Annotated in this window: 22 protein-coding genes and 1 tRNA gene; 7 read left to right on the top strand and 16 right to left on the bottom strand. The window is 29.8% G+C overall.

The annotated features are described in order from the left end of the window. Positions 1 to 3: 3 nt before the first annotated feature. Together ASC36_RS00900 and ASC36_RS00895 are read right to left on the bottom strand one after the other, a co-directional pair. Entirely contained in the window at positions 4 to 456 is a 453-nt protein-coding gene (locus ASC36_RS00900; protein WP_055424595.1) for a gliding motility lipoprotein GldH, read from the bottom strand. Between the two features lie 20 nt (positions 457 to 476). Continuing rightward, entirely contained in the window at positions 477 to 1,703 is a 1,227-nt protein-coding gene (locus ASC36_RS00895) for a PSP1 domain-containing protein (protein ID WP_055424594.1), read from the bottom strand. Between the two features lie 158 nt (positions 1,704 to 1,861). Between ASC36_RS00895 and ASC36_RS00890 the strand changes: the two genes are divergently transcribed. Together ASC36_RS00890 and ASC36_RS00885 are read left to right on the top strand one after the other, a co-directional pair. Continuing rightward, positions 1,862 to 2,476: a SprT-like domain-containing protein gene (locus ASC36_RS00890; RefSeq protein WP_082435365.1), complete on the top strand. Its 615-nt coding sequence runs from the start codon at positions 1,862 to 1,864 to the stop codon at positions 2,474 to 2,476. Then, positions 2,473 to 3,567, top strand: a complete 1,095-nt coding sequence (locus ASC36_RS00885; protein WP_055424593.1) for a mannose-1-phosphate guanylyltransferase — start codon at positions 2,473 to 2,475, stop codon at positions 3,565 to 3,567. Before ASC36_RS00890 ends, ASC36_RS00885 begins: the two co-directional genes overlap by 4 nt. Before the next feature lie 11 nt (positions 3,568 to 3,578). Here the strand turns inward: ASC36_RS00885 and ASC36_RS00880 are convergent, their stop codons facing one another. The 10 genes from ASC36_RS00880 to ASC36_RS00835 form a co-directional block, all read right to left on the bottom strand. Beyond that, positions 3,579 to 4,352: an ABC transporter ATP-binding protein gene (locus tag ASC36_RS00880; RefSeq protein WP_055424592.1), complete on the bottom strand. Its 774-nt coding sequence runs from the start codon at positions 4,350 to 4,352 to the stop codon at positions 3,579 to 3,581. A 3-nt stretch (positions 4,353 to 4,355) separates the two neighbouring features. Next, positions 4,356 to 5,102 carry an MlaE family ABC transporter permease gene (locus tag ASC36_RS00875; protein WP_055424591.1) on the bottom strand — a complete coding sequence of 249 codons (747 nt, stop codon included), beginning with the start codon at positions 5,100 to 5,102 and terminating at the stop codon, positions 4,356 to 4,358. 65 nt (positions 5,103 to 5,167) lie between these two features. Then, entirely contained in the window at positions 5,168 to 5,899 is a 732-nt protein-coding gene (locus ASC36_RS00870; protein ID WP_055424590.1) for a sulfite exporter TauE/SafE family protein, read from the bottom strand. Continuing rightward, positions 5,890 to 6,351 carry a FixH family protein gene (locus ASC36_RS00865; RefSeq protein WP_055424589.1) on the bottom strand — a complete coding sequence of 154 codons (462 nt, stop codon included), beginning with the start codon at positions 6,349 to 6,351 and terminating at the stop codon, positions 5,890 to 5,892. The genes ASC36_RS00870 and ASC36_RS00865 overlap by 10 nt, the downstream gene beginning before the upstream one ends. 2 nt (positions 6,352 to 6,353) lie before the next feature. Continuing rightward, positions 6,354 to 7,814, bottom strand: a complete 1,461-nt coding sequence (gene ccoG, locus ASC36_RS00860) for a cytochrome c oxidase accessory protein CcoG (RefSeq protein ID WP_055424588.1) — start codon at positions 7,812 to 7,814, stop codon at positions 6,354 to 6,356. A gap of 159 nt (positions 7,815 to 7,973) precedes the next feature. Then, positions 7,974 to 8,948, bottom strand: a complete 975-nt coding sequence (locus tag ASC36_RS00855) for a cbb3-type cytochrome c oxidase N-terminal domain-containing protein (RefSeq protein WP_055424587.1) — start codon at positions 8,946 to 8,948, stop codon at positions 7,974 to 7,976. Positions 8,949 to 8,955: 7 nt separating this feature from the next. Next, on the bottom strand, positions 8,956 to 9,156 hold the full coding sequence (locus ASC36_RS00850; RefSeq protein ID WP_055424586.1) for a hypothetical protein: 201 nt from the start codon (positions 9,154 to 9,156) through the stop codon (positions 8,956 to 8,958). Positions 9,157 to 9,161: 5 nt separating this feature from the next. Continuing rightward, on the bottom strand, positions 9,162 to 11,393 hold the full coding sequence (ccoN, locus tag ASC36_RS00845) for a cytochrome-c oxidase, cbb3-type subunit I (protein ID WP_055424585.1): 2,232 nt from the start codon (positions 11,391 to 11,393) through the stop codon (positions 9,162 to 9,164). Positions 11,394 to 11,414: 21 nt separating this feature from the next. Then, a complete protein-coding gene (gene ccoS / locus ASC36_RS00840) occupies positions 11,415 to 11,597 on the bottom strand; it encodes a cbb3-type cytochrome oxidase assembly protein CcoS (RefSeq protein WP_055424584.1) in 183 nt (60 codons plus the stop codon). A 143-nt stretch (positions 11,598 to 11,740) separates the two neighbouring features. Next, positions 11,741 to 14,131 carry a heavy metal translocating P-type ATPase gene (locus tag ASC36_RS00835; RefSeq protein WP_055424583.1) on the bottom strand — a complete coding sequence of 797 codons (2,391 nt, stop codon included), beginning with the start codon at positions 14,129 to 14,131 and terminating at the stop codon, positions 11,741 to 11,743. 94 nt (positions 14,132 to 14,225) lie between these two features. Here ASC36_RS00835 and ASC36_RS00830 point away from each other — a divergent pair, with 94 nt between their 5' ends. Continuing rightward, entirely contained in the window at positions 14,226 to 14,927 is a 702-nt protein-coding gene (locus ASC36_RS00830) for a Crp/Fnr family transcriptional regulator (protein WP_245630712.1), read from the top strand. Between the two features lie 24 nt (positions 14,928 to 14,951). Here ASC36_RS00830 and ASC36_RS00825 read toward each other — a convergent pair whose 3' ends face one another. Next, positions 14,952 to 16,835 carry an ABC-F family ATP-binding cassette domain-containing protein gene (locus tag ASC36_RS00825; protein WP_055424581.1) on the bottom strand — a complete coding sequence of 628 codons (1,884 nt, stop codon included), beginning with the start codon at positions 16,833 to 16,835 and terminating at the stop codon, positions 14,952 to 14,954. Positions 16,836 to 17,783: 948 nt separating this feature from the next. Then, positions 17,784 to 17,856: transfer RNA gene (locus tag ASC36_RS00820), tRNA-Phe, on the bottom strand. Positions 17,857 to 18,027: 171 nt separating this feature from the next. Here ASC36_RS00820 and ASC36_RS00815 point away from each other — a divergent pair. The 3 genes from ASC36_RS00815 (at position 18,028) to ASC36_RS00805 (ending at position 21,052) form a co-directional block, all read left to right on the top strand. Further along, positions 18,028 to 19,299, top strand: a complete 1,272-nt coding sequence (locus tag ASC36_RS00815; protein ID WP_055424580.1) for an OmpP1/FadL family transporter — start codon at positions 18,028 to 18,030, stop codon at positions 19,297 to 19,299. 41 nt (positions 19,300 to 19,340) lie between these two features. After that, complete coding sequence (gene lptC, locus ASC36_RS00810; RefSeq protein WP_055424579.1) at positions 19,341 to 19,919, top strand: LPS export ABC transporter periplasmic protein LptC; 579 nt, start codon at positions 19,341 to 19,343, stop codon at positions 19,917 to 19,919. Between the two features lie 119 nt (positions 19,920 to 20,038). Further along, the gene (locus ASC36_RS00805) at positions 20,039 to 21,052 is read left to right on the top strand and encodes a hypothetical protein (RefSeq protein ID WP_055424578.1); all 1,014 of its coding nucleotides are present in this window, start codon (positions 20,039 to 20,041) and stop codon (positions 21,050 to 21,052) included. A 38-nt stretch (positions 21,053 to 21,090) separates the two neighbouring features. Here the strand turns inward: ASC36_RS00805 and ASC36_RS00800 are convergent, their stop codons facing one another. Both ASC36_RS00800 and ASC36_RS00795 read right to left on the bottom strand, forming a co-directional pair. Next, positions 21,091 to 21,750 (bottom strand): uracil-DNA glycosylase, encoded by a 660-nt coding sequence (locus tag ASC36_RS00800; protein ID WP_055424577.1) that lies wholly within the window; start codon positions 21,748 to 21,750, stop codon positions 21,091 to 21,093. A gap of 50 nt (positions 21,751 to 21,800) precedes the next feature. Next, positions 21,801 to 23,681 (bottom strand): RecQ family ATP-dependent DNA helicase, encoded by a 1,881-nt coding sequence (locus ASC36_RS00795; protein WP_055424576.1) that lies wholly within the window; start codon positions 23,679 to 23,681, stop codon positions 21,801 to 21,803. A 208-nt stretch (positions 23,682 to 23,889) separates the two neighbouring features. On the opposite strand from ASC36_RS00795, the gene ASC36_RS00790 reads away from it, so the two are divergent. Continuing rightward, positions 23,890 to 25,017, top strand: coding sequence for an efflux RND transporter periplasmic adaptor subunit (locus tag ASC36_RS00790; RefSeq protein ID WP_055424575.1), 1,128 nt, complete (start codon positions 23,890 to 23,892; stop codon positions 25,015 to 25,017). The last annotated feature ends 2 nt before the right edge of the window (positions 25,018 to 25,019 follow it).

Below are 25,019 nucleotides of genomic sequence, written 5' to 3'. Positions count from 1 at the left end.
AATTTATTCAATATTTACTCCAAAGTCTATAATTCCTTTTAATGTATCTTTTCTCATACCTTGCACAATGGAAAGAGTATAATCTCCGGTTTTAGAAAATAAAAAATTTCTTTTATATTGAAAATAAATTTCTTTAATGGAACCCACGCCTGAGCCGAGCCATTTTCCTGTTTTATCTGCTAATTTATAATTTAAAGTATCGGTGCTGATCACTTTTTTCCCTTGTTTTAGTTTAATAAATAAATAGAGATTACTAAATTGATAGTCCTCATTATTTCTTACCACAAAATTTATATTTTTTTTGACAGAAGTATTTTCAATTTTAAAATTAAAATTTAAGGTATCTTTTTTACTCCATGTATTAGAGATACTTTTCATTTGTGAGTATTCATATTTATGATTACAATTAGTAAAAAGGAGAAGTAAGCAAAGAGGTATAAAAAAGAATTTTTTCATTTAAAAACAGATCTAAAAAATTATTTATTTTTTTTAGGAGGTCTTTTCTTTTGTTGATTAGAATTGGCATTATTAGCTTTAGCTTTTGGTTTAGGCTTCTCAGCTGTATTTTTTAAATTGGTTCGTTGTTGATTTTTATTTTTGCTTTTCCGTTTTGTATTTGTATTAGATTTAGATCTTTTTTCAAACCTATGTAAATTATTTTCTTCAATTAAGTCAACTTTCAATTCTTCTTTTTGCTGTAGTTCATCTAATGGTTTTATATTTATACCTTTTTTATTGAGATCAATTAATCTTTTAACTTCATAAATATTTATGGGATGCCAAGATATCGGATTGTCTGTATAAGTAAACCACATTTGATTTCTGAAAACATCCACTTTAATACAATATGCTTTTCCTTTCTCGGTTTCTAAAACAGTTTGGCTGGAAGGGAATTCAGCTAATGCATCCACGTAAGTATCTAATTCAAAATTAAGGCAGCATTTTAATTTACCACATTGCCCTGCTAATTTTTGCGGGTTAATAGATAATTGTTGATATCTTGCCGCAGCAGTGTTAACGGACCTAAAGTCTGTTAACCAAGTTGAACAACATAACTCTCTTCCACAAGATCCTATTCCCCCAACTTTTGCACTTTCCTGCCTATATCCAATTTGCCGCATATCAATTTTTGAGCGAAATGCCATGGCGTAATCTTTAATCAGCTGTCGAAAATCAACTCTTCCTTCTGCAGTATAATACAAGGTAACTTTAGATCCGTCACCTTGGTATTCCACATCACAAATCTTCATTTGTAATCCCAAACTCCTGGCAATTTTTCTTGCATCAAGCATAACAGTATGCTCTTTATTTTTATAGTTTTGCCAAATTTCAATATCTTTATGTGAAGCCTTTCTGTACACTTTAAACAACTCATCGATTTTTGCTCTTTTTTTTCTCATTTGAATTTTGACCAATTCTCCGGTTAAGGATATAATTCCTACATCATGCCCTGAATTAGCTTCTACAGCAACGATATCTCCTATGCAAAGAGATAATTCTGAATCATTTATATAAAAATCTTTTCTATCATCTTTAAATCGTACTTCAATATATTGTGGCTCATTTTTTATGCTAGGGGGGTGTATGTCGGATAACCAATTGAATACAGAAAGCTTACTGTTGCAATTTCCAGTTCCACAAGCTCCATTATTTTTACATCCTTTAGGTAGTTCTTCTGAACTACAAGAACTGCATGTTTCCATATATTGATATTAATATAATTTGCAAAGATAGATATTTTTAAAGTTATAAGTCTTAAAAATATTATTACTATTACCATTCTTATATAAGGCGCTTATTCAATTATTTAATAGAAAAGACTTATTTTTGAATAAAATTTACAGAAATATTTACAAATATTGTGGAAACTCCCAAGAAAGTTGATTATTCAAAATTAATTTCCCATATACCCAAGGATGCTATCGTTTATATTGAAAAATGGTTAAATCCCTATTGGTTTCATTTGGTTATAAAAAAGCCTCGTTCAAGTAAATTAGGTGATTATAAGGTTCCAATAGAAGGTAAGCCTCATATAATTACAGTAAATTCGGGGATGTCAAAATCTTTATGCTTTTTAACCTTAACTCATGAAATAGCACATTTAAAAGCATTTGATATATATTCAAAAAGAATATTACCTCATGGTAAAGAGTGGAAAAAAATTTTTTCCGAGATGATTTTTGAAAGTATTGATGTATATGAAGAAGAATTAAAATTATTATTGGCTGATTATATGCTGAATCCCAAAGCAAGTTTTTATGCGGATAGAAAATTATCTGAATATTTTATAAAAAAACAGAATCCGAATGCGTTGTTATTGAAAGATTTAAAATTAAATACTTTATTTAAAATTAATAATAAATGTTTTTATAAATCAAAAAAATCAAAAACTCGCTATATTTGCATTGAAAAAAATACAGGTAGAAAATATTTGATAGCGGAAAATGCTCCAGTTATTGAAATAGATGTTTTATGACAAAGAATAAGAACTATTATTGTGTAATTATGGCCGGAGGAATAGGAAGTCGTTTTTGGCCTATAAGCACGACAAAATTCCCGAAGCAGTTTCATGATATTTTAGGTACAGGGAAGACATTAATTCAGCAGACATTTGAAAGAATAAGTAAGATTATCTTAAAGGAAAATATTTTTGTTATTACCAATAAGGAATATGTAGGTCTTACTTTGAGTCAATTACCTGATATTTCAATTGATCAAATTATTGGTGAACCTAAAATGATGAATACAGCTGCCTGTAATATTTATATGGCAGAGAAAATACATAAATTAAATCCAGATGCGAGTATTATTGTAGCTCCGTCAGATCACTTAATTATTAATGAAGGACAATTCATTAACTATGTGTTAACAGCTTTAAAACAAGCTAACCATGAAAATATATTGGTTACGCTGGGTATTGCTCCTACTAGACCTGACACAGGATATGGGTATATTGAGTATGCTAAGGAAGCAAAAGAAGGCTTATACCAAGTAAAATCTTTTAAAGAAAAACCGAATCTTGAAACAGCAAAAGAATTCTTAAAAAGTAAGAATTTTTTATGGAATTCAGGAATTTTCATTTGGTCAAGTCAAAGCATTTTAAGTTCGTATCAAAAATATCTCCCGGATATGTATCAAACATTTGAATCCGTAATTCCTGAATATAATACAGATAAAGAATCAAATGCAGTAGAAAAGATTTATTCGAATATAGAAAAAATTTCAATTGATTATGGCATTTTAGAAAAATCTGATAATGTTTGGGTGATCCCCTCTACTTTTGGTTGGAGTGATTTAGGTACATGGAGTGCATTGTATGAAAATTTTAATAAAAATGAAGAAGGAAATGCGGTTCATGGTAATAATATTTATACATACGATACGAGTAATACCATTATAAAAACAGATCTCTCTAATAAAATATATATTATTGATGGGCTTACGGATTTTATTATAGTGGATACTTCTGAAGCATTATTGGTATGTCCTCGAAATAATGATCAAAAAATTAAGGATTATTTAGAAAATATTAAAAAATTGGAAGAAAATAAGAAGTCTTCCAATTAATAATAAATTTCCTATTTTTTATTTTGATAATATAACATGGCTTCACGGGCCATTTTATATATTTTAGAAGAGAACACAAAATCTAATAATGCCTGATTATCAGAGGTTACTATGGAATTTTTATCCCCTTCCCATTCTTTTATTCCGTTTTTTAAGTAGACTATATTTTCACCTATTTCAAGAACAGAATTCATATCATGCGTATTTATGATAGTAGTTGTGTTGTACTCACGTGTGATTTCATGAATAAGCTTATCTATGATTAGAGAAGTTTGAGGATCTAATCCTGAATTAGGTTCATCGCAAAATAAATATTTTGGATTATTAACTATAGCACGAGCAATAGCTACTCTTTTTTGCATTCCTCCGGAAATTTCAGATGGGAATTTTTTACGTGCATTCGTAAGATTTACACGTTCTAATACTTGGTCTACACGCTCTCTCATATCCTTTTCTGATATGTTTGCAAACATTTCAAGAGGAAACTTTACATTTTGTTCTACTGTCATGGAATCAAATAAGGCACTTCCTTGAAATACAGTTCCTATTTCACTTCTTAAATTTTGCTTTTCAGATACAGATAATTTAGAAGCTTCAGTATTTTCGTACAATATTTGTCCGGAAGTAGGTTCAAACAGTCCAAGAAGACATTTAAGAAAAACGGTTTTTCCGGAACCACTTTGTCCAATAATTAAATTTGTTTTTCCTTTTTTAAAATTGGTAGTAATCCCTTTGAGGACTTCTACTCCATCAAATGATTTAGTAACGTTTATTGCTGAGATCATCGTTTAATCTAGTAAAAGTTGAGTTAACATTAAATTTGTAATTATGATAAGGACTGTTGTCCATACCACAGCTGAAGTACTATTACGCCCAACTTCCAATGATCCGCCTTTTACTGTATAACCGTAGTAAGAAGGTACAGTTGATATGATAAAGGCAAATACGATAGTTTTTATAAAACAATAGTAAATAAAGAAATCAGGTGAAGCCATTTGCAGCCCTTGAACATAATCTACTGGAGCCCAGCTTCCTGAAAAACTTCCCGCAAAATAACCTCCAAGTATACCCATCAAAAGACTAATCATGATTAAAATAACATTAAAGAATAAAGAAGCCACCACTTTGGGAAGAATCAGATACGAAGGACTGTTTACCCCCATAATTTCTAGAGCATCAATTTGTTCTGTCACTCTCATAGTACCAATACTGGATGCAATAAAAGATCCAACTTTTCCGGCTAATACGACACTGATGATTGTAGGACAGAACTCCAATATAAGCACAACTTTGGTTGCATATCCTACATAATAATCGGGAATAGGGAAAGCTGAAGTTTTAAAATTATTATACATTTGGATGGCAACTACTGCACCAACAAAAAATGATGTAAAAGCAATTAATCCGACTGAATTAACTCCTAAATCATTTATTTCCCTAAGTAAGCTTTTTATGAAAATTTTTCTTTTTTGGGGTTTTTTAAAAACCCTGGACATTAAGAAAGAGTAAGCTCCAATATTCGAAATCATCCCCATAATGGTGCGAAGTTACTATTTTTTTATTTTTAAAAAAAGAAAGATTATTTTTAAAGGAAGCTGTTTTAATGGCAACAACTTTTAGTGTGTGATCTTGGTTCCAGTTTTAAAGCTTTATCTGAGGGAGATAGCATATGAATGCCTAAGCCTAGTCCTCTTAGTATAAATAAAATACCGATTAAAATTATAAAATAGGGGAAAATTTTTAGGATTTTGAATCTAACTTTAGCTCCAATGAATTTACCGGTCAATGTTGTTATAAACATGAATGGAAATGTCCCTAATCCAAAAACAGCCATAAAAAGCATTCCTTGAAGGATTCCACCTGCAGCTATTGAGGAAGTTAATGCCACATACACGGCGCCACAAGGGAGAAATCCATTAAGTATTCCGGTAAGATATCGAGAAGTATTGTCTTTTCTTTGAAGAAATCTACCTAAAAATATTTTAACTTTTATCATAAGCTTATTTACCGGTTTGAAATTATCACCTATCTCAGTTGTTTTTCCCGGTAGTAATACCATAAGAATTAAAAGAATACCTGCAAAGATGGATATGTATTTTTGATATCCGGCTATATTAAAACTTTTACCTACTATTCCCAAAATACCACCTAATAATGAATAAGTAGTTATTCTACCTAATTGATATAAAATATTTTGTGAGTAAAATTTAAATTTACTGTTGGCATCCAGTCCAATAGAAAAAGCTATAGGACCGCACATTCCTATGCAATGGAATCCTCCTAATAATCCTAAGCTGAGTGCTGTATATAAGTAAACAATATCTAATTCCATGTTATAGGTATTTCCATCTGATAGTTAATTTTATCTTTTTTCCAATATAATTTCAATGTATAATTTCCATTCACTAAAACTTTAGACGGTATTAATAATGTATTAGAAGGAGATAAATCAAGTTCATTCTTGTTAATATCCAAAGCCTGAGAATTGGCTCTAAAAAGTTTAAATTTTCCGGTGGTATTTGTATAATTAAATTCTTTGGGAAAAATTATTTTAATTCCGGATTCAGAAATTATTTCAATTTTAGGTTTTTCTTTTAGTAAAGCTGCATTATGGGTAGCATCTATTTCCTTTTGATAATTTATTTCCTCTTCATAATAATTATCAGTTACAAGATCAAAAGTATTTTTTGAAAATTCAATGGTGAATATCAATGTACATATAAATATGATAAAGCAGGACAGAGCTAAAATTACTCCATGCCCCCAAGTAAATTTGAATTTCATATTTAAAATCGTATTTTGGAAGGACCTATAAAATTGGTTTTATACTCATTTACTTTTTTACCGTTTTCGTCAAATATACCAATAATAATTTCTTCTTTTGTTTTAACTAAATCAGATTGAGGAATTTTAATTGTAGCAGTACCTTTGAGAGTTTGTTTAGGTTGAATTGTAAATTGTGTACCATATCCTACTAATGTTATGGTGGCATGATTAGGTTTAAGTATTTTTACATTTAATTTTTTCTTTTCTGTAGTTTTATTGATAAATATAAATTGATATTCGTCAACAACTAATTGATTTTCGATAGTAAATTGAGTACCTACAATCTTTAAAAATTTCGTTTCCACGTTTGATCTAATGAAAAACATTGATATACAAATAGATAGTAATACAAATAAAGCTAAGGTATATGCAATTAGTCTCGGAGTAAATTTTAAATCTGTTCTTTTTTCAATCATATTTTCCGAAGCATATCTGATTAGCCCTGTCGGCATTTTCATTTTGGACATTACCATATCACATGCATCAATACAGGCGGTACAATTAACGCATTCCAATTGACTTCCGTTTCTTATATCAATACCTGTTGGACAAACTTCAACACATTGTTTGCAATCTATACAATCACCTTTACCTAAAGCTTTTCTATCTTCATTCTTTCTCCAGCTTGCTCTACCGGCAGTTCCTTCTCCTCTCACAAAATCATAAGCAATATTGATGGTATCTTTATCAATAAGAACTCCTTGAAGTCTACCGTATGGGCATACAAAGGTACAGGCCTGTTCTCTAAACCATGCAAATACAAAATAAAATAAAGCAGTAAATATAATATAAACAATAACTAAAGTTATATTTTTTGAAATTCCTTCTTTACATATTTTTATAATTTCATCTGTTCCTACAATATAAGAAAATAGTACGGCACATATAATCAGGGAGGCTATAAGAAAAATGGACCATTTTAAAATCCTTTTTTTAATTTTTTGACTGTTCCATTCTTGTTTATCAAGACGTATTTGCATATTTCTGTCTCCATCAATAAGAAATTCAATTTTTCTGAAAACATGTTCCATGAATATGGTTTGTGGGCATATCCAACCACAAAAAATTCTACCATATGTTACGGTAAAAACAATGATGAATACAGTAGTTGTAATTAAACCTATTCCGAAAAGATAAAAATCAGATGGGGAAAAATAAGCTCCGAATATATAAAATTGCCTATTTAGTATATCAAAAAGAAAGATGGGATTTCCATTGATTTTTATAAAAGGAAATATAAACATAATTATGAGAAGGAAAGCACTGACTATATTCCTGTATTTAGTGAATTTACCATGAGGTTTTCTAGCATAGACCCATATTCTTTCTCCAGATACATCTGCTGTTGCAAGATTCTCTCTAAATTCAACTTTTTGCTGTTTTAGATCAGGAATTTTTTTAACATCCGTTTCCTGAGACATGGTATTTTATTTATTTAGTTGATTATTAAGTTTTGTATCTATAATTATACTTTATTTTATTAAATTATACATTTATAAAAAAGTAAAATTATATTTAAAAAGAAAAAGTCTGTCAATTTTTTGATTGAAACTAAGCAGACTTTGATATAATTTTTATTTTTACTTTACTGAGTTTGATGATGTTCGTGTACCTTCTGCAGGAGCAGATCCACCTTTATATGCTTTAGACCAAGGGGCTAAATTTCCTTGTGGTTCTTTAGCGGTTTTATCAACAGATCGACCTTCAGAATCTTTAGGTGAATTCTTATTAAGTTGGTATAGATAACTGGCAACTTTAACAATATCATTACCTTTTATTTCTCCGGTAGCTCCAAATGCTCTCATAGTAGGATTATTTTTACTACCGTTCCATACTGTATAAAATATATTTTTAAATTCAGAATCTTCTTTTGCGTTATTATATTCTTCTTGAATATTAATCCAATAATCATCTGTTTGGTTAGGGCCTGAAAGTCCTTTAGCGCCATCACCATGACAGGTTTTACATATTTGTTCATAGATTACCTTTCCGTCTGCTACCGCATCCGGATTAAATTGAGCGGTCTCGATAGTGGCTTGAGGAGCAATTTTTTCATATTCGGCTATTTCAGCTAGCTGAGTTTTATATTCTTCTTCATATTCAACATCCGGATGTGCAAAACTAGTAAATGCATAGGAGAAGAGATATACTAATCCGTATGTAATAGTTACGGCAAATAAACCGATATACCATCTGGGTAATTGATTATCCAACTCTTTTATATTATCATAGCCATGATCTATTAATTTAATTTCACCGGCTTCTTCTGCTTTGCTTTGTTTAAATGCATCTCTCCAAATTCTGGTTAAAAAAGGTGTTTTTACTAGTTCTAAATATTCTTTTTTTTCTTTATCTGAAAGCAACCTAAATTTTTCAGCATCTATTAAAGCATTTAATGAATTGTTAATAAGTAATAACACAAATGAAATGGCAATAGTGGCTAAAAATATAGGATTTGTGATGAAATCAAAGTTTTGCAAGAACATATAAAATGCTCCGGTAATTAAAAATACCGATAAGATAGCATTTATGACAAAAGGTGTTCTAGGTTTCATATGATGATCATTTAGTATTTATATTATTAGTTCTTTGTTGATTATCTTCTAAGGGGAGATTGCTCATATCGCTATAGTAATTTTTAGGTTTATTCATTACTATAAATATTACTCCTAGAAAAAATAGGACAAAAAGCAGAAGAGCTAAGCTTTGATAAATTATAGCATTATCTACTCCTGCAATTATTTTGGTATAAAATTTGAGCATTTTTTCTAGTTATTTGCCGTTTCTACTTGTGTTTTTTTAATGTCAACACCAAGTCTTTGTAAGTAAGCAATTATTGCTACGATTTCTCTTTTTTCCAGTGGAACAAACTTAGCGCCTTCGGCCTTTGCAGAGGTTTCAAATCCTGCCTTATAGTCGGGCCTGTCTGTAAATATGCTGGCTGCAATTTCTTTAGCTTGTGCATCCATATTTGCTCTATAATTGTCAATATCCTTTTGTTCATAAGGAACATTAAACCAATTTTTCATTAACTCCAATTTCTCTTTGGTTTTAGATATATTTAGTTCATTATAAATTAACCATGGATAGCGTGGCATTATGGATCCTGGAGAAGTTTCTCTAGGATCAAATAAGTGAGTGAAATGCCATGAGTCTGGATTTTTTCCTCCTTCTCTGTGTAAATCTGGCCCAGTTCTTTTAGAACCCCAAAGGAAAGGTCTATCATATATATACTCACCTGCTTTAGAATATTCACCGTATCGGACCACTTCATCTCTAAATGGACGTATCATTTGTGAATGACAAGCATTACAACCTTCACGGATGTATAAATCTCTTCCTTCTAATTCTAGTGGTGTATAAGGTTTTACACTTGTAATTTGTGGTATATTGGATTTCACGAAAATAGTAGGTAATATTTCGACTGCTCCTCCAATTGCTAAAGCAATTATTGCCAAAATAGAGAAGAAAAGAGGCATTCTTTCTAACCAGGAATGAGTTTTTTCATTAGCGCCTTTTGCAGGAGAAACACGTAATGCAGGTGCTTCAGTTTCTTCATTAGCTACAAACGTACCTTTTCTAACCGTTCCAATAATGTTTATAACTAATAATATGGCGCCAGATAAATAAAATATTCCACCGATAAATCTAAAAATGAAAAAATATCTTAACGAAGTAACTGTTTCAAGAAAATTTTTAGTAACAAGGGTTCCGTCAGGATTAAATTGTTTCCACATTAAACCTTGAGTAAAACCGCTCATGTACATAGGAATAACATATAAAATGATACCCATAGTGCCTAACCAGAAGTGCCAGTTTGCTAATTTTACAGAATATAAATCAGTTTTATAAATTCTTGGGACGATATAATAAATAACTCCAAAAATCATGAATCCATTCCAACCTAAAGCTCCTAAATGTACGTGTCCTATTACCCAATCGGTAAAGTGTCCGATTTTGTTTAAAGTTTTAGTAGCTAATAATGGTCCTTCAAAAGTTGCCATACCATAGCAGGTTACTGCCACTACAAACATTTTAAGTATTGGATCTTCTCGTACTTTGTCCCATGCTCCTCGTAAAGTTAATAATCCATTTAGCATGCCTCCCCATGATGGAGCTATTAGCATGATGGAAAATGCCGTTCCTAACATTTGTGCCCATGCAGGCAATGAAGTATATAATAGGTGGTGAGGACCTGCCCACATATATACAAATATTAAAGACCAGAAATGTATAATAGATAATTTGTACGAGAATACTGGTCTGTTTGCAGCTTTGGGTAAATAGTAATACATTAACCCTAAGATAGGAGTGGTTAAGAAGAATGCAACCGCATTATGACCAAACCACCATTGCACCATGGCATCCTGAACACCCGAATATATGGAATAACTTTTTGCTCGTAAAATATTTGAATCTAAAGGAATTGCAAGGTTATTAAATACCCATAATAGGGTGATACCTCCCCAGGTAGCTATAAAAAACCAAATGGCAACATACATATGACTGATTCTCCTTTTGGCAATGGTAATAAACATATTTAATCCGAATAATATCCAGATAATGGCTACCATAATATCTATTGGCCATTCATGTTCTGCATATTCTTTAGAAGTATTTATTCCCATTAAGAAGGTTATTACCACAGATACAATAATTAATTGCCATCCCCAAAAATGAATCCAGCTTAATAGGTTATTGGTTCGAGATTTTAATAATCGTTGGGTGGCATAATAAAAACCTGTAAAAAATCCATTGCCTACAAATGCGTAAATTACAGCGCTAGTGTGTAGCATTCTTAATCTTCCATATCCCATAAAGCCTTGTGACCTGGCTAAGTCGACTCCTTCATTTCCAAAGAAAAATTCAGGTAATGTAGGAATGAACAATAATGAGGCTACAGTTAATCCGACTATGAAACCAACAACCCCCCAAAGTATGGTTGCATAGGCAAATGCTCTAGTAATTTTATTATCATATGAAAATTTTTGTGTTTCCATTTGTGTTATGTAGTTACTTTATTATTTTTCTTTATTATCGTTTTTCGATTCTTTTGAAATATCTTCGTTGGAATCAAATAAAATTCTTACTGCAGGTGATTCATCGTCATCAAATTGGCCCTTCATAATCCCATAGATAAAAAGGATCAAAAATATAACAGCTAATGAAACACTGCATAATATCATTAAATATAATATTTCCATACTGACTGAACAAAAATACATTTTATTTGATTTGAATGATAATGATTTGTAATATATTTTTACTTTGCATCTTTAATTTAGAATATTTCTAAAGTTAGATATAAATTCTATCAATAGGTAAATTATAATGTTAAAAATTTATTTTATCTACTTTTAAATGTTTGATAACCGATAATTTTACTTACTAAAGTTGTTAATAGTACGACAGAGATTGAACTTACGGGCATAAGTATGGCTGCAACTAAAGGGGAAAGCCTATTGGAGACTGCAAAACTTAATCCGATAATATTATAGCAGAAACTTATAATAAAACAAATAGAAACAATAGCTAATGCTTTTTTTGATAATTTTAGATATAGAGGCAGATAAGCAAAATTATTTCCATCTAAGATAGCATCTGATGAAGGAGTAAAGCTGTTAATATCATCTGATATAGCAACACCTACGTTAGATTGCTTTAAAGCTCCTGCATCATTAAGACCATCACCAAGCATCAATACATTATGTCCTTTGTCTTGTAAGTTTTTTATATAATCCAGTTTATCTTGGGGAGACTGGTTAAACTTAATAACAGTATCTGTAGAAAATATTTTTTCTAAACTAAGCTTTTCTGAATCATTATCTCCACTTAATAAAGATATTTTATAATTTTTAAGAGAGCTTATAATTTCTTTTAAATCTTTTCTATACTGGTTTTTAAATATATAATGACCTTTGTATATGCCATTAATAGAGATATGGACGGAAGTATTGGAACTTATATTTTTCTCATTTCCTACAAAGTTGGATGAGCCTATTTTATATTCAACTTCTTTAACGACCCCTTTAATTCCTTTTCCTATAATTTCTTCATAATCTTTAACTTTAATAGGTACATACTCTGTAGTCATTGGTATAGTTTCATAAAGTGATCTGCTTAACGGATGATTGGAATTTTGAAGTAGGGCTTTTAAATTTTTTAACTCTTCAGGGGTAAGTTTTTCACCTTCATAGCTGATCTTACTGGCTTTATTAATAGTTAGAGTACCTGTTTTATCAAAAACTATATGATTAATTTTTGCCAGCTTTTCAACTGTGAGAGCATCCTTTACATAAAATTTTTCTCGACCAAAAATCCTCATTATATTTCCCAATGTAAAAGGTGCGGAAAGGGCTAATGCACAAGGACAGGCAACTATCAGTATGGAAGTGATTACTTGATACATTTGAGATGTGTTTTTTTCAATGAAATACCAATATAAACCGCTTAGAATAGTGATGATCAGAATTACCATAACAAAATATTTACTTATGTTATTAGTAATTGAATCGATAGTAGAAGTGTCTTTTTTGAAAGCTTCATTGTTCCATAAACGAGTAAGATAGCTTTGATTAACCTCTTTAATGATCTCAAGCTCTATAGTGGTACCGGATTGTTTTCCGCCGGCATATATTTTTTCTCCTACCTTCTTTTCCACAAGTTTGGATTCTCCGGTAATAAAGCTATTATCGATGAATGCTTCTCCATGTATGAGAACAGAATCGGCAGGAATTATTTCCTGATTCCGTATTAATATTCTGTCGCCAATTTTTAAATTTGAGATAAGAATATTTTCATGGATCTTATTAGAAGTAATTTTGGTTACGGCGATGGGGTAAAAGGATTTATAATCTCTATCGAATGCTAGGGTTTTATAAGTTCTTTGCTGAAAATACTTACCAAGGAGCATAAAAAATAAAAGCCCACTTAAAGAATCAAAGTAACCATTACTTATTCCTGTATAAGCTTCAAAGCAGCTACGAAAAAATAAGGCAAATATTCCGATAACAATGGGCAAGTCTATATTTAAAACTCCATGTTTTAAAGCTCCCCATGCAGATTTATAATAATCTGAAGCACAATAAAAAACAACGGGCAAAGAAAAAAGAAACATAAGAATTCTGAAAAAATAGTTGTATTGTTGCAGCCAAAGGTCTTTTTCGTTTTCGAAAAATTCGGGAAAGGCAAATAGCATAATGTTTCCAAAGGCAAATCCGGCAATACCTATTTTAACAAGCAAAGAATGGTCTACTTTTTCAGGTTTTTTTTCAGTAGTTTCAAAATTAATTACAGGTTTATATCCTAAATCTGTAAGAAAGTTAGCTAATTCACTTAGCTTGAAGGATTCATTTTTATAAGCAATCTGAACCGTTTTTGATGAGAAATTAACAGTGGAATATATAATATTTTTATTAATATTTTTTATACTTTCCAACAACCATATACAAGCGCTGCAATGAATAACAGGTATCTTAAAAGTAACAAGTATTAGTCCATCTTCTGAATAATCAATAATTTTATCAAAAACTTGTTGAGTATCCAAAAATTCAAAGTAATTCTGTCTTTTTTCGGGTTTTATTCCTGCTTTAGAATTTAGGCTATAGTAATTTTCCAGTTTATTTTGATTTAAAATTTCGTATACAGATTTACATCCCTTGCAACAAAATAATTTATTATCAAAATCAATTTGAGTGTCCTCAATGATCTGTCCGCAATGAAAACAATGCTCACTCATAGATATGCTGTTACTAAACGTACAAAGTTATATCCTTTTATTTAAAATAAAGTATTATTTTTGTTCGTAAATTATTAAAAATATGAGTAATATCATGTCTAAAAATTCAGTTGATATACTAATATCAGAATTAAAAAATAAAGATGTTTTAAGCCAATTTACTAAAGAAGAACATCATATATTGGATAAAGAAATGAAGGAGATTCGTTATGAGAAAGGCCAAGAAATAATACATGAAGGTTATAAACCTACCGGAATATATGGAATTTTAAGCGGTACAGGTAAAATTTATAGAAGGGGGTTTAACGGTAAAGAACAAATATTACGTTTCGTAAAAAAAGGGGAAATAGTTGGATATCGTTCTTTATTGGGAGGAGAAACTTTTAGTGCATCTTGTACGGTTATAGAGGATATTACTGCTGTATACATTCCTGAGATTATTTTTCATCGTTTGTTAGAAGTAAGCTCTAAGGTTTCATTCGATGTATTAAAGAAGATATCTCAACATTTAGGTGAAGCAGGAAGAACTATTACGCTGTTAGCACAAAAAACGGTTCGAGAAAGATTGGCAGAAATTCTACTTTTTTTAGAGAAAAAACTTGATGTTGATCATGAAGGTTTTATCAAAATCACTCTTACTCGTGAAGAAATGGCAAATTTAATCGGTACTGCTACAGAAAGTGCAATACGACTAATTTCAGAATTTAAAAATGATGAGCTAATAGAAGTAGAGGGGAGAAGAATAAAAATTCTAAACCATCAAAAATTATCCCGATTAGGACATGTAATGTCGTAAAAAATGAAAAAAGAAATTTATTTTTTAAGATTTAAGTTCACTGAGTTCCAGCCATCTTGATTCTTTAAGATCTAAACTTTTTATAAGATTTTCTAACTTGTTGCTAATTTCTTGAATTTCATCAAAACTTAAACTTGAAGAAGATAATTTTTCAGTTAATTTGATTTTTTCTTCTTCTAATTGAGGAATTTCTTTTTCCAACTTTTCTAATTCCCTTTTTTCTTTGAAAGATAGTTTGGGAACTTTGTTAACAACAGTTGGATTTATATTTTTTATCTCTTTTTTAGAAACATCCTTAGTGGGTACGATTTCTTTTTCTTTTGATTTTAAATAATAATCTGTATAATTTCCTATAAACCAGGATATTTTACCATTACCTTCAAAAATCATTAATTCATCTACTACTTTGTCCATGAAATATCTATCATGGCTTACAATCAATAAACAGCCTTGGTATTCGTCTAAGAAATTTTCAAGAACAGTTAATGTAGGTAAATCCAGGTCATTAGTAGGCTCATCAAGTATTAAAAAATTTGGATTTCGGAATAAAATAGAAAGTAATTGTAATCTCTTTTTCTCTCCACCGCTTAACTTGGATATGTAAGTATATTGAGCTTCCGGAGAAAAAAGAAACATTTCTAAAAATTGACCGGCTGTAATTTGTTTGCCATTAGATAAAGGGAAATAATCTGCTATTTCTTTTACAAAATCAATAACTCGTTGGTCTTCATTAAATGAAAGACCTTCTTGTTTAAAATGTCCTATTTGTAAAGTTTCGCCCCATTCGATAGTCCCGGAATCAAATTCTTCCTTTTTTTCAAGGATCTTTAAAAAAGTGGTTTTACCCACTCCGTTTTTACCAATAATCCCAATTTTTGATCCTCTGGCAAAAGTATGGGAAAAGTTGTCCAGAATTATTTTATTTCCAAAATACTTAAAAACATGTTCCATTTCAATAACTTTTTTTCCCAAACGAGTCATTTGCATGTCTAATTGAACTTGAGCATCAGAAGTACTTTTTTTAGCAATTTCTTCCGTTTTGTAAAAACTTTCAATTCTACTTTTTGATTTAGATGTTCTAGCCTGGGGTTGTCTTCTCATCCATTCTAACTCCTTTCTATATAAGTTCTTAGCTTTATCGGTTTGAGCTATTTGATTTTCAATTCTTGAAGATTTATTGGTGACATAGGTTTCATAATCTCCATTATGGGAATATAGGGTTCCGCCTTCCAGTTCTAAAATTCTGGTGCAAATCGCATCCAAAAAATAACGGTCGTGTGTAACTAAAATAAGCGTTTTGTTTTCTTTATTAAGAAAAAATTCCAACCATTCTACCATTTCAATATCTAAATGATTGGTAGGTTCATCAAGGATCAACAAAACAGTCCCTTTTTCAAAACTTATATCGATCAGAAATTTAGCAAGTGAAATCCTTTTTTGTTGTCCTCCTGATAAGTTCTTTATCTTTTGATCAAGAAAATCTATTTTTAGTTTAGTTATAATTTCTTGAATTATCGGTTCAACTTTCCATCCATCCCATTGATCCATTTTTTCAATAAGACTTAGCAATTCAGGATGGGTAGGGGCATTCTGTACCATGGTATCGTATTGATGAACGATATCTAATACCGGATTGGAATGGGTGAAAATGTATTCTTCAGCGGTTACATCTTGATTAAACGTTTCAGATTGTTCAAACATAACAACTTTTATGTCTTTATTGAATATCACCTTACCTGAATCAGGAGATTCCATTCCGGATAAGATTTTTAATAATGTAGTTTTTCCACTTCCGTTTTTGGCAACTAAAGCAATTTGATCCCCTTCATTTATATGAAAGGAAACATTGGAAAATAACGTTCTTATTCCAAAAGACTTGCTGATGTTTTCTACTGAAAGATAATTCATAGGATAATAATAGAAAGGCAAAAATACGCTTTCTAAATTATTTTATAAAGGTCAATTTGAGTTTTAGTATGAAGATTTAAATAATATCATATGACAAACCAGTAAAAGGTATGAAAAACATTAAATATAATTTCTACAGAATCATTTTTAAATTCTTAAACATAGGTACAACGGCTAAGCAAAAGACCCAATAATTAAATCCTAGCAGAATTGTAATTTAGCTAAGATAAAATAAAACAAAATAAATTTCCTAACAAAAAGCTAGTAGATTTAAAATAAGTATTCCTATAAAAAATACGAAAATAACCGATCTTATTCCTAATTTATTTAAGTTAAAAAGTTATCTAGAAAAGATACAATCTTTAATTTATTTACCCAATTTAGTAAGTAAAAGAAATCAATGATTTATACATTTAATCTAATTTTACTTCAAAATTTAGCAAATCAGCTAAGTAATGAGGAAGTGTTTTATAAATAAGTAACATTAACATTTTTCTACTGAGGAAATTTTTAATAATCATAAAGGAGGAACAATCAGTTATTGAAAGAACATTTATTAAAAAAAAACAATTTATTACATTTTAAATATGATCTCATACTATAATTAATAATTTAATTTTTTATCCACAAAATTCACCAAAAGGAGATAATAAAAAAATATAGGATGACAACTTATTGATATAATATTCTATATTCAAAAAGGACATATTAATAACGATTTTTTCATTTATTTGATTTTTATCAGGAATTTACATAAACCTAATTCATACCGGTTTGGAATTGAAGAATGAACTAAAGCAAATAAATCTGATCTGTATTTAATAACTGGTATTGTAATATGATGATTAAAAGTAATTTGTTAAATAAAGACTTGTTGTAATACTTTTAATATAAAATAACAAAAAATCCATAACCTTATCTTGTATATTTGATTATGGATTTTTAAAGTGGTACCTCTTGGAATCGAACCAAGGACACAAGGATTTTCAGTCCTTTGCTCTACCAACTGAGCTAAGGTACCCTTTGTTTGGGATTGCAAATATAAGGTATATTTTTTAATGACAAAACATTTTAAAAAAAAAAATCAATTTTTTTAATGATCTAAATATTTTACAAAGAATTTTTACTTACAATTATTTTTATAATCGGTACAGAATTAACATATTTGTACTTTGTATATAAAACACACTGAATGAAAATTAAATTTTTCTCAATATTATCATCATTTATCTTTTTTCTGAGTGCAGCTTATAGTCAACAAACTTCTACCTCCCCTTATTCCTCATTTGGTTTAGGAGAGAGTAAAACTAATTCTGATATTATGATCTCTTCCATGGGGGGAATTGGAACCTCATATATTTCAGATTTTATCAATGAAGCAAATTTTGTAAATCCGGCAGCTAACAGAAACTTAAGATATACCAGCTATAATATTGTAATTAATACAGATTATACCCATGCTAAAACTTCTGACATAAGCAGTGATCGATCCACTACTTATCTAGCTAATTTATCGCTAGCCTTTCCTGTTGGTACTAAGTCTAGATTAGGAGTAAACTTACAACCTTACACCAACATAGGATATGATATAAATACTGAAAATTCTGAATCAGTAAATCAAAGATCCTTATTTAAGGGAAGAGGAGGACTCAATGCATTCAGTGGTATGTATTCATATAATATATCCGATGAATTTTCTTTAGGAGCTAAAATCGGTTATGTTTGGGGAGATTTAAAAAAAGATCAAGAAGCATCATTACAAAATGCAAATTTGATTTCCGGTATTTTTAATAAGCAAGAATATGGTTTTTTCGATTATACCTTGGGAGTTGCTTATCGCAAAAAATTAAGTACTAATCACTTACTAAAAATTGGGGCCACCTATACTATAGGTCATACCGTAGATGCTGATATAAATTATTTATATTCAACATATTATTATAATAATAATAATGAAAAAGTATCAATAGATACGTTAAACTATGTTAAAGGAACTCATGATGCAAAATTACCTTCTTCATACTCTATTGGAGTTGCTTATGGAAAAGAACATAAATGGTCATTAGGAGCAGATCTTAAATTTACAAACCAGTTCAAATTAAAAATACCGGAAGAAAATTTTGATTATAAAAATAAGTACCGTATAGCGGTAGGGGGATGGTATTTGCCTAATATAAACGGTTTTAGGTCTTATTTTGAAAAGATCATTTATCGATATGGGTTGTATTATGAAAATACAGGTCTAAATGTAAGTAATAAAACTATTGATCAATATGGACTTACTGCAGGATTAGGTCTTCCTTTAGGAAAAGCAGGAAAACATGATCCCTCAATGCTTAATTTGGGGATAGAGTTAGGGCAAAGAGGATCAAAATCTAATGGTTTAATTAAAGAAAATTTTGTGAATTTTAAAGTTGGATTTAATTTTGATGATCTTTGGTTCAGAAAGAGGCAGTATGATTAAAATTAATAAATATAACTGTCATTTTTTTTAATTATTGAAAGATGGTAAAAATTAAAAAAAATAGAAGGTGGTTTTATTTTATACTTTTTTTAGTTATTTTTATATCATGTTCGGATGAAAAGGGGGGAGATTTAGGAGAAAAAAATACCAATTTTGCCTCTAGAAGAATATATAATGCAACTATAACTTTGACTGATTCGATATATGCAATTATTAAATTAAGAACGCCTGTTATGGATGAATATGAATTTGTTCAAACTCCATATACGGTTTTTCCTAAAGGTTTGGATATGGATTTTTATCAAAAAGGTAAAGATCCGGGACATTTAAAAGCAGATTATGCCAAAATAATTGAAACAATAGGGTGGTATGAAGCAAGGAAGAATGTTGTTATTATCAATTCAGATAAAGATACATTAAAAACCAATCAAATTTTTTGGAATAAAAAAGAAAGAAAAATTTTTTCTAAGGATACCGTTAAAATTTATAGAGCAGATGGAATAACCACCAATATTTCAGTTAATGGAATCGAATCTTCAGAAGACTTTAAGAATTTTAAATTGAAAAAAAATAAGGGTACTCTGCCCTATAATAATGATTTAAAAATAGATAGTAAATAAATTTTATTTCTGGTAAAAATAATATAAATATTCATGACTAATAAAATATGAAATTATTAAATAAAAAAAACGTATATTAGTAGCTTGAAAATTTATATTTTTAATCAAAATAGCGAACAATGAAAAAAAAGTATACTGTTTTTCTTTTATTACTTACGCTTTCTGTTTATGCTCAAAAGGGAAAGATAAAAGAAACTTCTGAAAAAGGAGTTTATTTTGAACAGAATGGAGAAATGATTTTAGTTTATAGGGGGGCAAGGGATGGTAAAGCTAATAGTGGTTATATATTCTCCTATGGAAAAGATGGAACAATAGAATTAAAAGGAAAAGCATCAGTTCCTACCTTTAAATCACCCAATGAAGTGGTAATAGTTCAAGATGCTGCTGGAAATCGATATTGGAAATTGATAGATGGAACTATTGTAAAAACAGAATCAGCAGGAGAAGTTTCTACTTTACCGGCAGCTAAGGAAGCTTCTATAATTAAAAAAGAAGAAGAAAATAGTACGGTTCATGAAGTTCCTATAAAAATTATTGAAGAAAAAAAGAATGAGATTGTCATACCAGAAAAAGAAATTGCTTTACCGGAAAAAGAAATGGAAATAGAAATAGAAGAAGCGAATGTGGCAGAAGAAAAATCTGAAGTAGAAACACAAGCTCCGGAAGTTCAATTAGAAAATGAGCAGAACTTAAATGAAATTATAGAATCAGAAAAAACTGAATCTACAGCTGCTCCTATTCCGTCTACATCTACAGAAGAAATTGAAAAAACCGAAGTTGAAACTACTCCAATTCCGTATATGGAAGAAGATGAATCAAAAAATGTAGAAGCAAATCCAACCCCTCAACAAGAAGAAGTAAAAACCGTCGAAGTTGATTCTGTTTCTAGTTCAGATGTTAATTCTGAGGTGTCTAATCCTTCAGAAGCAGATGCTCCTAAAGAAGATAAAACAATAATTTCTACTATAGGGAAAGATGGAATTGAAGAAATTCAAGTTATAGATGAAGAAGTAGGAGATGTATCTGATATGTTTGAAAAAAATTATGAAGATATGTCTAGAAAGGAGAAGAAATTGTATAAAAAGAATGAAAAAAAGTTAATGAAGCAATTAGAAAAAGAGCTTAAAAATTAGTTGATAAAATTTAATATAAAAAATTGAGCCTATTCGGTTTACCACTGAATAGGCTCAATTTTTTTTGAAGTTAAATATTCATTAGTGCGAGTAAAAGGTTTTGAACCGAAAAAGCCTCTATGCGCAGATAAAGGAGAAGGATGAACGGATTTTATTATGAAATGTTTGCGAGTATCAATTAAATTTATTTTTTGATGCGCGTAACTTCCCCATAAGATAAATACAATGTGTTCTTTTTCTTCAGATATTTTATATATTATAGAATCAGTGAAAGTTTCCCATCCTTTTTTTTGGTGTGAACCTGCTTGGTGTGCTCGCACCGTTAAAGTAGCATTAAGCAAAAAAACACCCTGTTTTGCCCACGGTGTTAAATCCCCGGACTTTAATTCTATACCGGTATCATTTTTTAATTCAACAATAATATTCCTTAGAGAAGGAGGATATACAATTCCATTGGGCACAGAAAAACATAAACCCATAGCTTGTCCTGCTCCATGATAAGGATCTTGTCCTAAAAGTACTACTTTTACCTGATCAAATGGAGTTAATTCAAAAGCTTTAAAAATGTTTTTTCCTTTTGGATAACAGGTATGTTCTTTATATTCTTGTTTTACGAAATTTATTAAAGAAGAAAAATATGGTTTTTCAAATTCAGTCTTTAATAAATTTTTCCATGATACTTCAATATCTATATTCATTCGGTAAAGGTAAAAATAAATAAAAAAAATATTATAAATAAAAATGTATATTAAGCTGAATAGGTATTGAAATTTAATACTTTAATCTTATTTTCTGAGATTAAATCCTGTAAACATTCATGAATTTTCTCAAAAGAAATATTTCGAAATTCAGCATAAATGTCCTCTCTACTTCTAGGTTGTTGTTTTATAAAAGTAAAAATATCTTTTAAATAAGATTGTTCATCTAATTTGGATTTACAACATACATCACACATTCCGCATGTATGGTTAGATTTTTCGCCGAAATATCCAAGAATTAATTTCATCCTGCAATATTTTTTATTTTTAATAAAAAATTCCAATTCCTTATATTTAACTAATTTATTTTGTTGTATAAGTTGAAATTCATTCCAATATATGCCTAAGAGTTTTTGATCGTTCCGTGGTTCTAAAAAAAGAATTTTTTGCTTATTTCCATCGACATAAGAAATATCTCCGGATTGATTATATTTTATAAGTATTGTATGTAACACGGAAAGAGGTATTAAAAGATTATCAGCTAATTTCCTTTCATCAAATTTTATTTGATAAGAAAAAACACCGGTTATTTTTCTGGCAATTTTTTCAAATATTATAGAATCTTTACCATAAAAATTGGTATCAAGTCTTTCAATTGGGAAGTTTATTTTAAGTAAACTATCCGAAGGTTCGTATTTCCATTGAAGTATTGAGCTGTTATGAAGAAATTCCAAAATAGGAATAATTTTACTTTTATTAATTTTTGTACGTTGTTGGAATGATTTCAAATCAAGGTCAAAAATAGCATCCGGTAGTTCATTAGGAACAATACTATACATTGAAAATAAATATCTAATAATTTTATCATATTCAGACTTTGAAGATAGGGTTTGAGTTAGCGAAGAATAGATATCTGTAAGCTCTGCTTCATTCCACAGTAAAAATGTATGTGCCAAAAGTCCGTCCCTTCCTGCACGACCAACTTCTTGATAATAATTTTCTAATGAATAGGGAGGAGAAAGATGAATTATTAAACGAACATTTTTTTTATCAATACCCATTCCAAAAGCATTAGTTGAGATAAGGACTTGGGTATTGCTTTCCATCCAATCTCTTTGTCTTTGAATTTTTTCCTGCGCTGATAATCCTGCATGAAAGAATTCAACATCGAATCCTTTTCTTTTTAGAGTTTCGGATAAATTTTTAGTTTCATTTCTAGTCCTACAATAAATAATCCCAGAGCCCTTATATCTATGTAATATCCTTTCAATTTCTCCAAATTTGTCACCTACGTGTAATATTTGTAAAGAAAGATTTTCTCTTTTAAAAGATTTTTTAAATACCTGAACATTCTTTAAGTCTAACTTTTTTATAATTTCAAATAGGACCTTATCGGTCGCCGTTGCTGTAAGTGCCATACATGGAATTTGAATACCGATATATTCTCTGAACTTTATAATTTGTTGATAGGATGGGCGAAAATCATTACCCCATTCAGAAATACAATGAGCTTCATCAACGGCGATAAACGAAATCTTTATATCTTTTATAATCTCTAAAAAGGTTTTATTTAATAATCTTTCCGGAGATACATATAATAATTTCAATTCATTATTTCGCAACTTATTAAATACAGATATTTGTTGATCCGCTGTTTGATCAGAAGAAATATACTCTGCAGGAATCAATTTCTTTTTTAATAAATTAACCTGATCTTTAATAAGGGCTAATAATGGAGAGATAACAATGCAGGTACCTTGAGCTAAAATCGAAGGGATTTGATAACAAATAGATTTTCCTGCTCCGGTAGGTAAAAGAGCAATAGTATCATGGCTCTCTAATATAGTAAGAATAATCTCTTTTTGAAGAGGTCTGAATTCTTTATACCCCCAATAAGATTCAAGAATTTTATTTGGTAATGAGAAATCCATTTAGACTAGAATTATTATTGGTAAATAACAAATATATAAAAGAAAAAGTTATTCGAATTTAAAATGGCTTACTTGTTTGGTATTGATTTTATGTAAGATAAATGAAAAAAAATTATATATTTACAGTTAAGATAAACGAGGAATAAAAAAAATACATAAAAAAAGTGATTTTTACGTAACAAAATTTGTTATCATAATACAAATTATAATGAAATTAGTTGTCATGAATAATAAGGTTCTAAAAATAGTTTTATCTGTTGCTTTTATTGCACTTTTGTTGTATTGTATATGGTATGTAATAATAACTAATACACGATCTAATGATAAGTTTGAGACAGAGTCTCCGGTTACTATGACTATTCAGCAAAAAGCTGTGGCAACCGGAAAAATTAATCCCAAAGAAAAGATAGAAATCAAACCTAATATTTCTGGGATTATAAAAGAGATTTATATTAAAGAAGGCGATGAAGTAAAAATAGGGCAATTATTGGCTACGATTAAAGTTGTACCTGTAGTATCAACGGTAAATACTGCCATGCAGAATATAAATTCTGCTGAAATTAAACTATCCAATCAGAAAAGAGTTTTCGATCGTCAAAAATTATTATTTGAACAAGGAGTAATATCTAAGCAGGATTACGAAAGTGCAGAAACAGAATATAAAATTGCAAAACAAAATTTGAATCAGGCACAGAAAGATTACGATATTGCTAAAACAGGTATAACTTCGGGGTTAGAAGATTTAGCCAGTATCCAAGTTCGTTCTACCGCAAACGGTCAAGCTCTAGAGGTGCCTGTAGAAATAGGAGATCAAGTAATTGAAGCCAATACTTTTAACGCAGGAACAACTATTGCAAGTATTGCAGATGTTAGTAAGATGATATTTGAAGGTAAGGTGGATGAGTCTGATGCAGGAAAAATGCATGAAGGAATGAAATTAAAAATAATTATCGGTGCCCTTCAAGATAAAGATATAAACGGTGTGTTAACTTTTATTTCACCTCAAGGTAAAGAAGAAAATGGAGCTGTTAAGTACGAAATTAAAGCAGATATTATTATTCCTGAGGGAGTTTACATTCGTGCAGGATATAGTGCCAATGCTGAAGTAATTCTAAGTGAAAGAAAGGATATTCTAGCAATGAGAGAAGCTTTAATGCAGTATGATGGGGAGAAATCTTTTGTTGAAGTTCAGCAATCTGACGGTAGTTTCAAAAAAGTTTATGTAAAGCCGGGACTTTCAGACGGAATATATGTTGAAGTTGAAGGTATTTCTAAAAAGGATAAAATCAAGATTTGGAATTCTTCAGATGAAGATAAATCATCAAGAAAAAAGTAGTT

This window comes from Apibacter mensalis, from assembly GCF_001418685.1.
In the GTDB taxonomy this organism is placed as follows: domain Bacteria; phylum Bacteroidota; class Bacteroidia; order Flavobacteriales; family Weeksellaceae; genus Apibacter; species Apibacter mensalis.
Note: the sequence above shows the minus strand (reverse complement) of the source record. Positions and strands in the feature narration are given on the sequence as shown.

Bases quoted from the DNA above. Each gene is read 5' to 3' on its own strand.
- ASC36_RS00815 (WP_055424580.1), top strand. From the start codon at position 18,028: ATGAAAATTAAATTTTTCTCAATATTATCATCATTTATCTTTTTTCTG.
- ASC36_RS00800 (WP_055424577.1), bottom strand. From the start codon at position 21,750: ATGAATATAGATATTGAAGTATCATGGAAAAATTTATTAAAGACTGAA.
- ASC36_RS00875 (WP_055424591.1), bottom strand. From the start codon at position 5,102: ATGGGGATGATTTCGAATATTGGAGCTTACTCTTTCTTAATGTCCAGG.
- ccoS (WP_055424584.1), bottom strand. From the start codon at position 11,597: ATGGAAATATTATATTTAATGATATTATGCAGTGTTTCATTAGCTGTT.
- ASC36_RS00880 (WP_055424592.1), bottom strand. From the start codon at position 4,352: ATGATCTCAGCAATAAACGTTACTAAATCATTTGATGGAGTAGAAGTC.
- ASC36_RS00885 (WP_055424593.1), top strand. From the start codon at position 2,473: ATGACAAAGAATAAGAACTATTATTGTGTAATTATGGCCGGAGGAATA.
- ASC36_RS00900 (WP_055424595.1), bottom strand. From the start codon at position 456: ATGAAAAAATTCTTTTTTATACCTCTTTGCTTACTTCTCCTTTTTACT.
- ASC36_RS00865 (WP_055424589.1), bottom strand. From the start codon at position 6,351: ATGAAATTCAAATTTACTTGGGGGCATGGAGTAATTTTAGCTCTGTCC.
- ASC36_RS00830 (WP_245630712.1), top strand. From the start codon at position 14,226: ATGTCTAAAAATTCAGTTGATATACTAATATCAGAATTAAAAAATAAA.
- lptC (WP_055424579.1), top strand. From the start codon at position 19,341: ATGGTAAAAATTAAAAAAAATAGAAGGTGGTTTTATTTTATACTTTTT.
- ASC36_RS00825 (WP_055424581.1), bottom strand. From the start codon at position 16,835: ATGAATTATCTTTCAGTAGAAAACATCAGCAAGTCTTTTGGAATAAGA.
- ASC36_RS00805 (WP_055424578.1), top strand. From the start codon at position 20,039: ATGAAAAAAAAGTATACTGTTTTTCTTTTATTACTTACGCTTTCTGTT.
- ASC36_RS00895 (WP_055424594.1), bottom strand. From the start codon at position 1,703: ATGGAAACATGCAGTTCTTGTAGTTCAGAAGAACTACCTAAAGGATGT.
- ccoN (WP_055424585.1), bottom strand. From the start codon at position 11,393: ATGGAAACACAAAAATTTTCATATGATAATAAAATTACTAGAGCATTT.
- ASC36_RS00855 (WP_055424587.1), bottom strand. From the start codon at position 8,948: ATGAAACCTAGAACACCTTTTGTCATAAATGCTATCTTATCGGTATTT.
- ASC36_RS00835 (WP_055424583.1), bottom strand. From the start codon at position 14,131: ATGAGTGAGCATTGTTTTCATTGCGGACAGATCATTGAGGACACTCAA.
- ASC36_RS00850 (WP_055424586.1), bottom strand. From the start codon at position 9,156: ATGCTCAAATTTTATACCAAAATAATTGCAGGAGTAGATAATGCTATA.
- ASC36_RS00795 (WP_055424576.1), bottom strand. From the start codon at position 23,681: ATGGATTTCTCATTACCAAATAAAATTCTTGAATCTTATTGGGGGTAT.
- ASC36_RS00790 (WP_055424575.1), top strand. From the start codon at position 23,890: ATGAAATTAGTTGTCATGAATAATAAGGTTCTAAAAATAGTTTTATCT.
- ccoG (WP_055424588.1), bottom strand. From the start codon at position 7,814: ATGTCTCAGGAAACGGATGTTAAAAAAATTCCTGATCTAAAACAGCAA.
- ASC36_RS00870 (WP_055424590.1), bottom strand. From the start codon at position 5,899: ATGGAATTAGATATTGTTTACTTATATACAGCACTCAGCTTAGGATTA.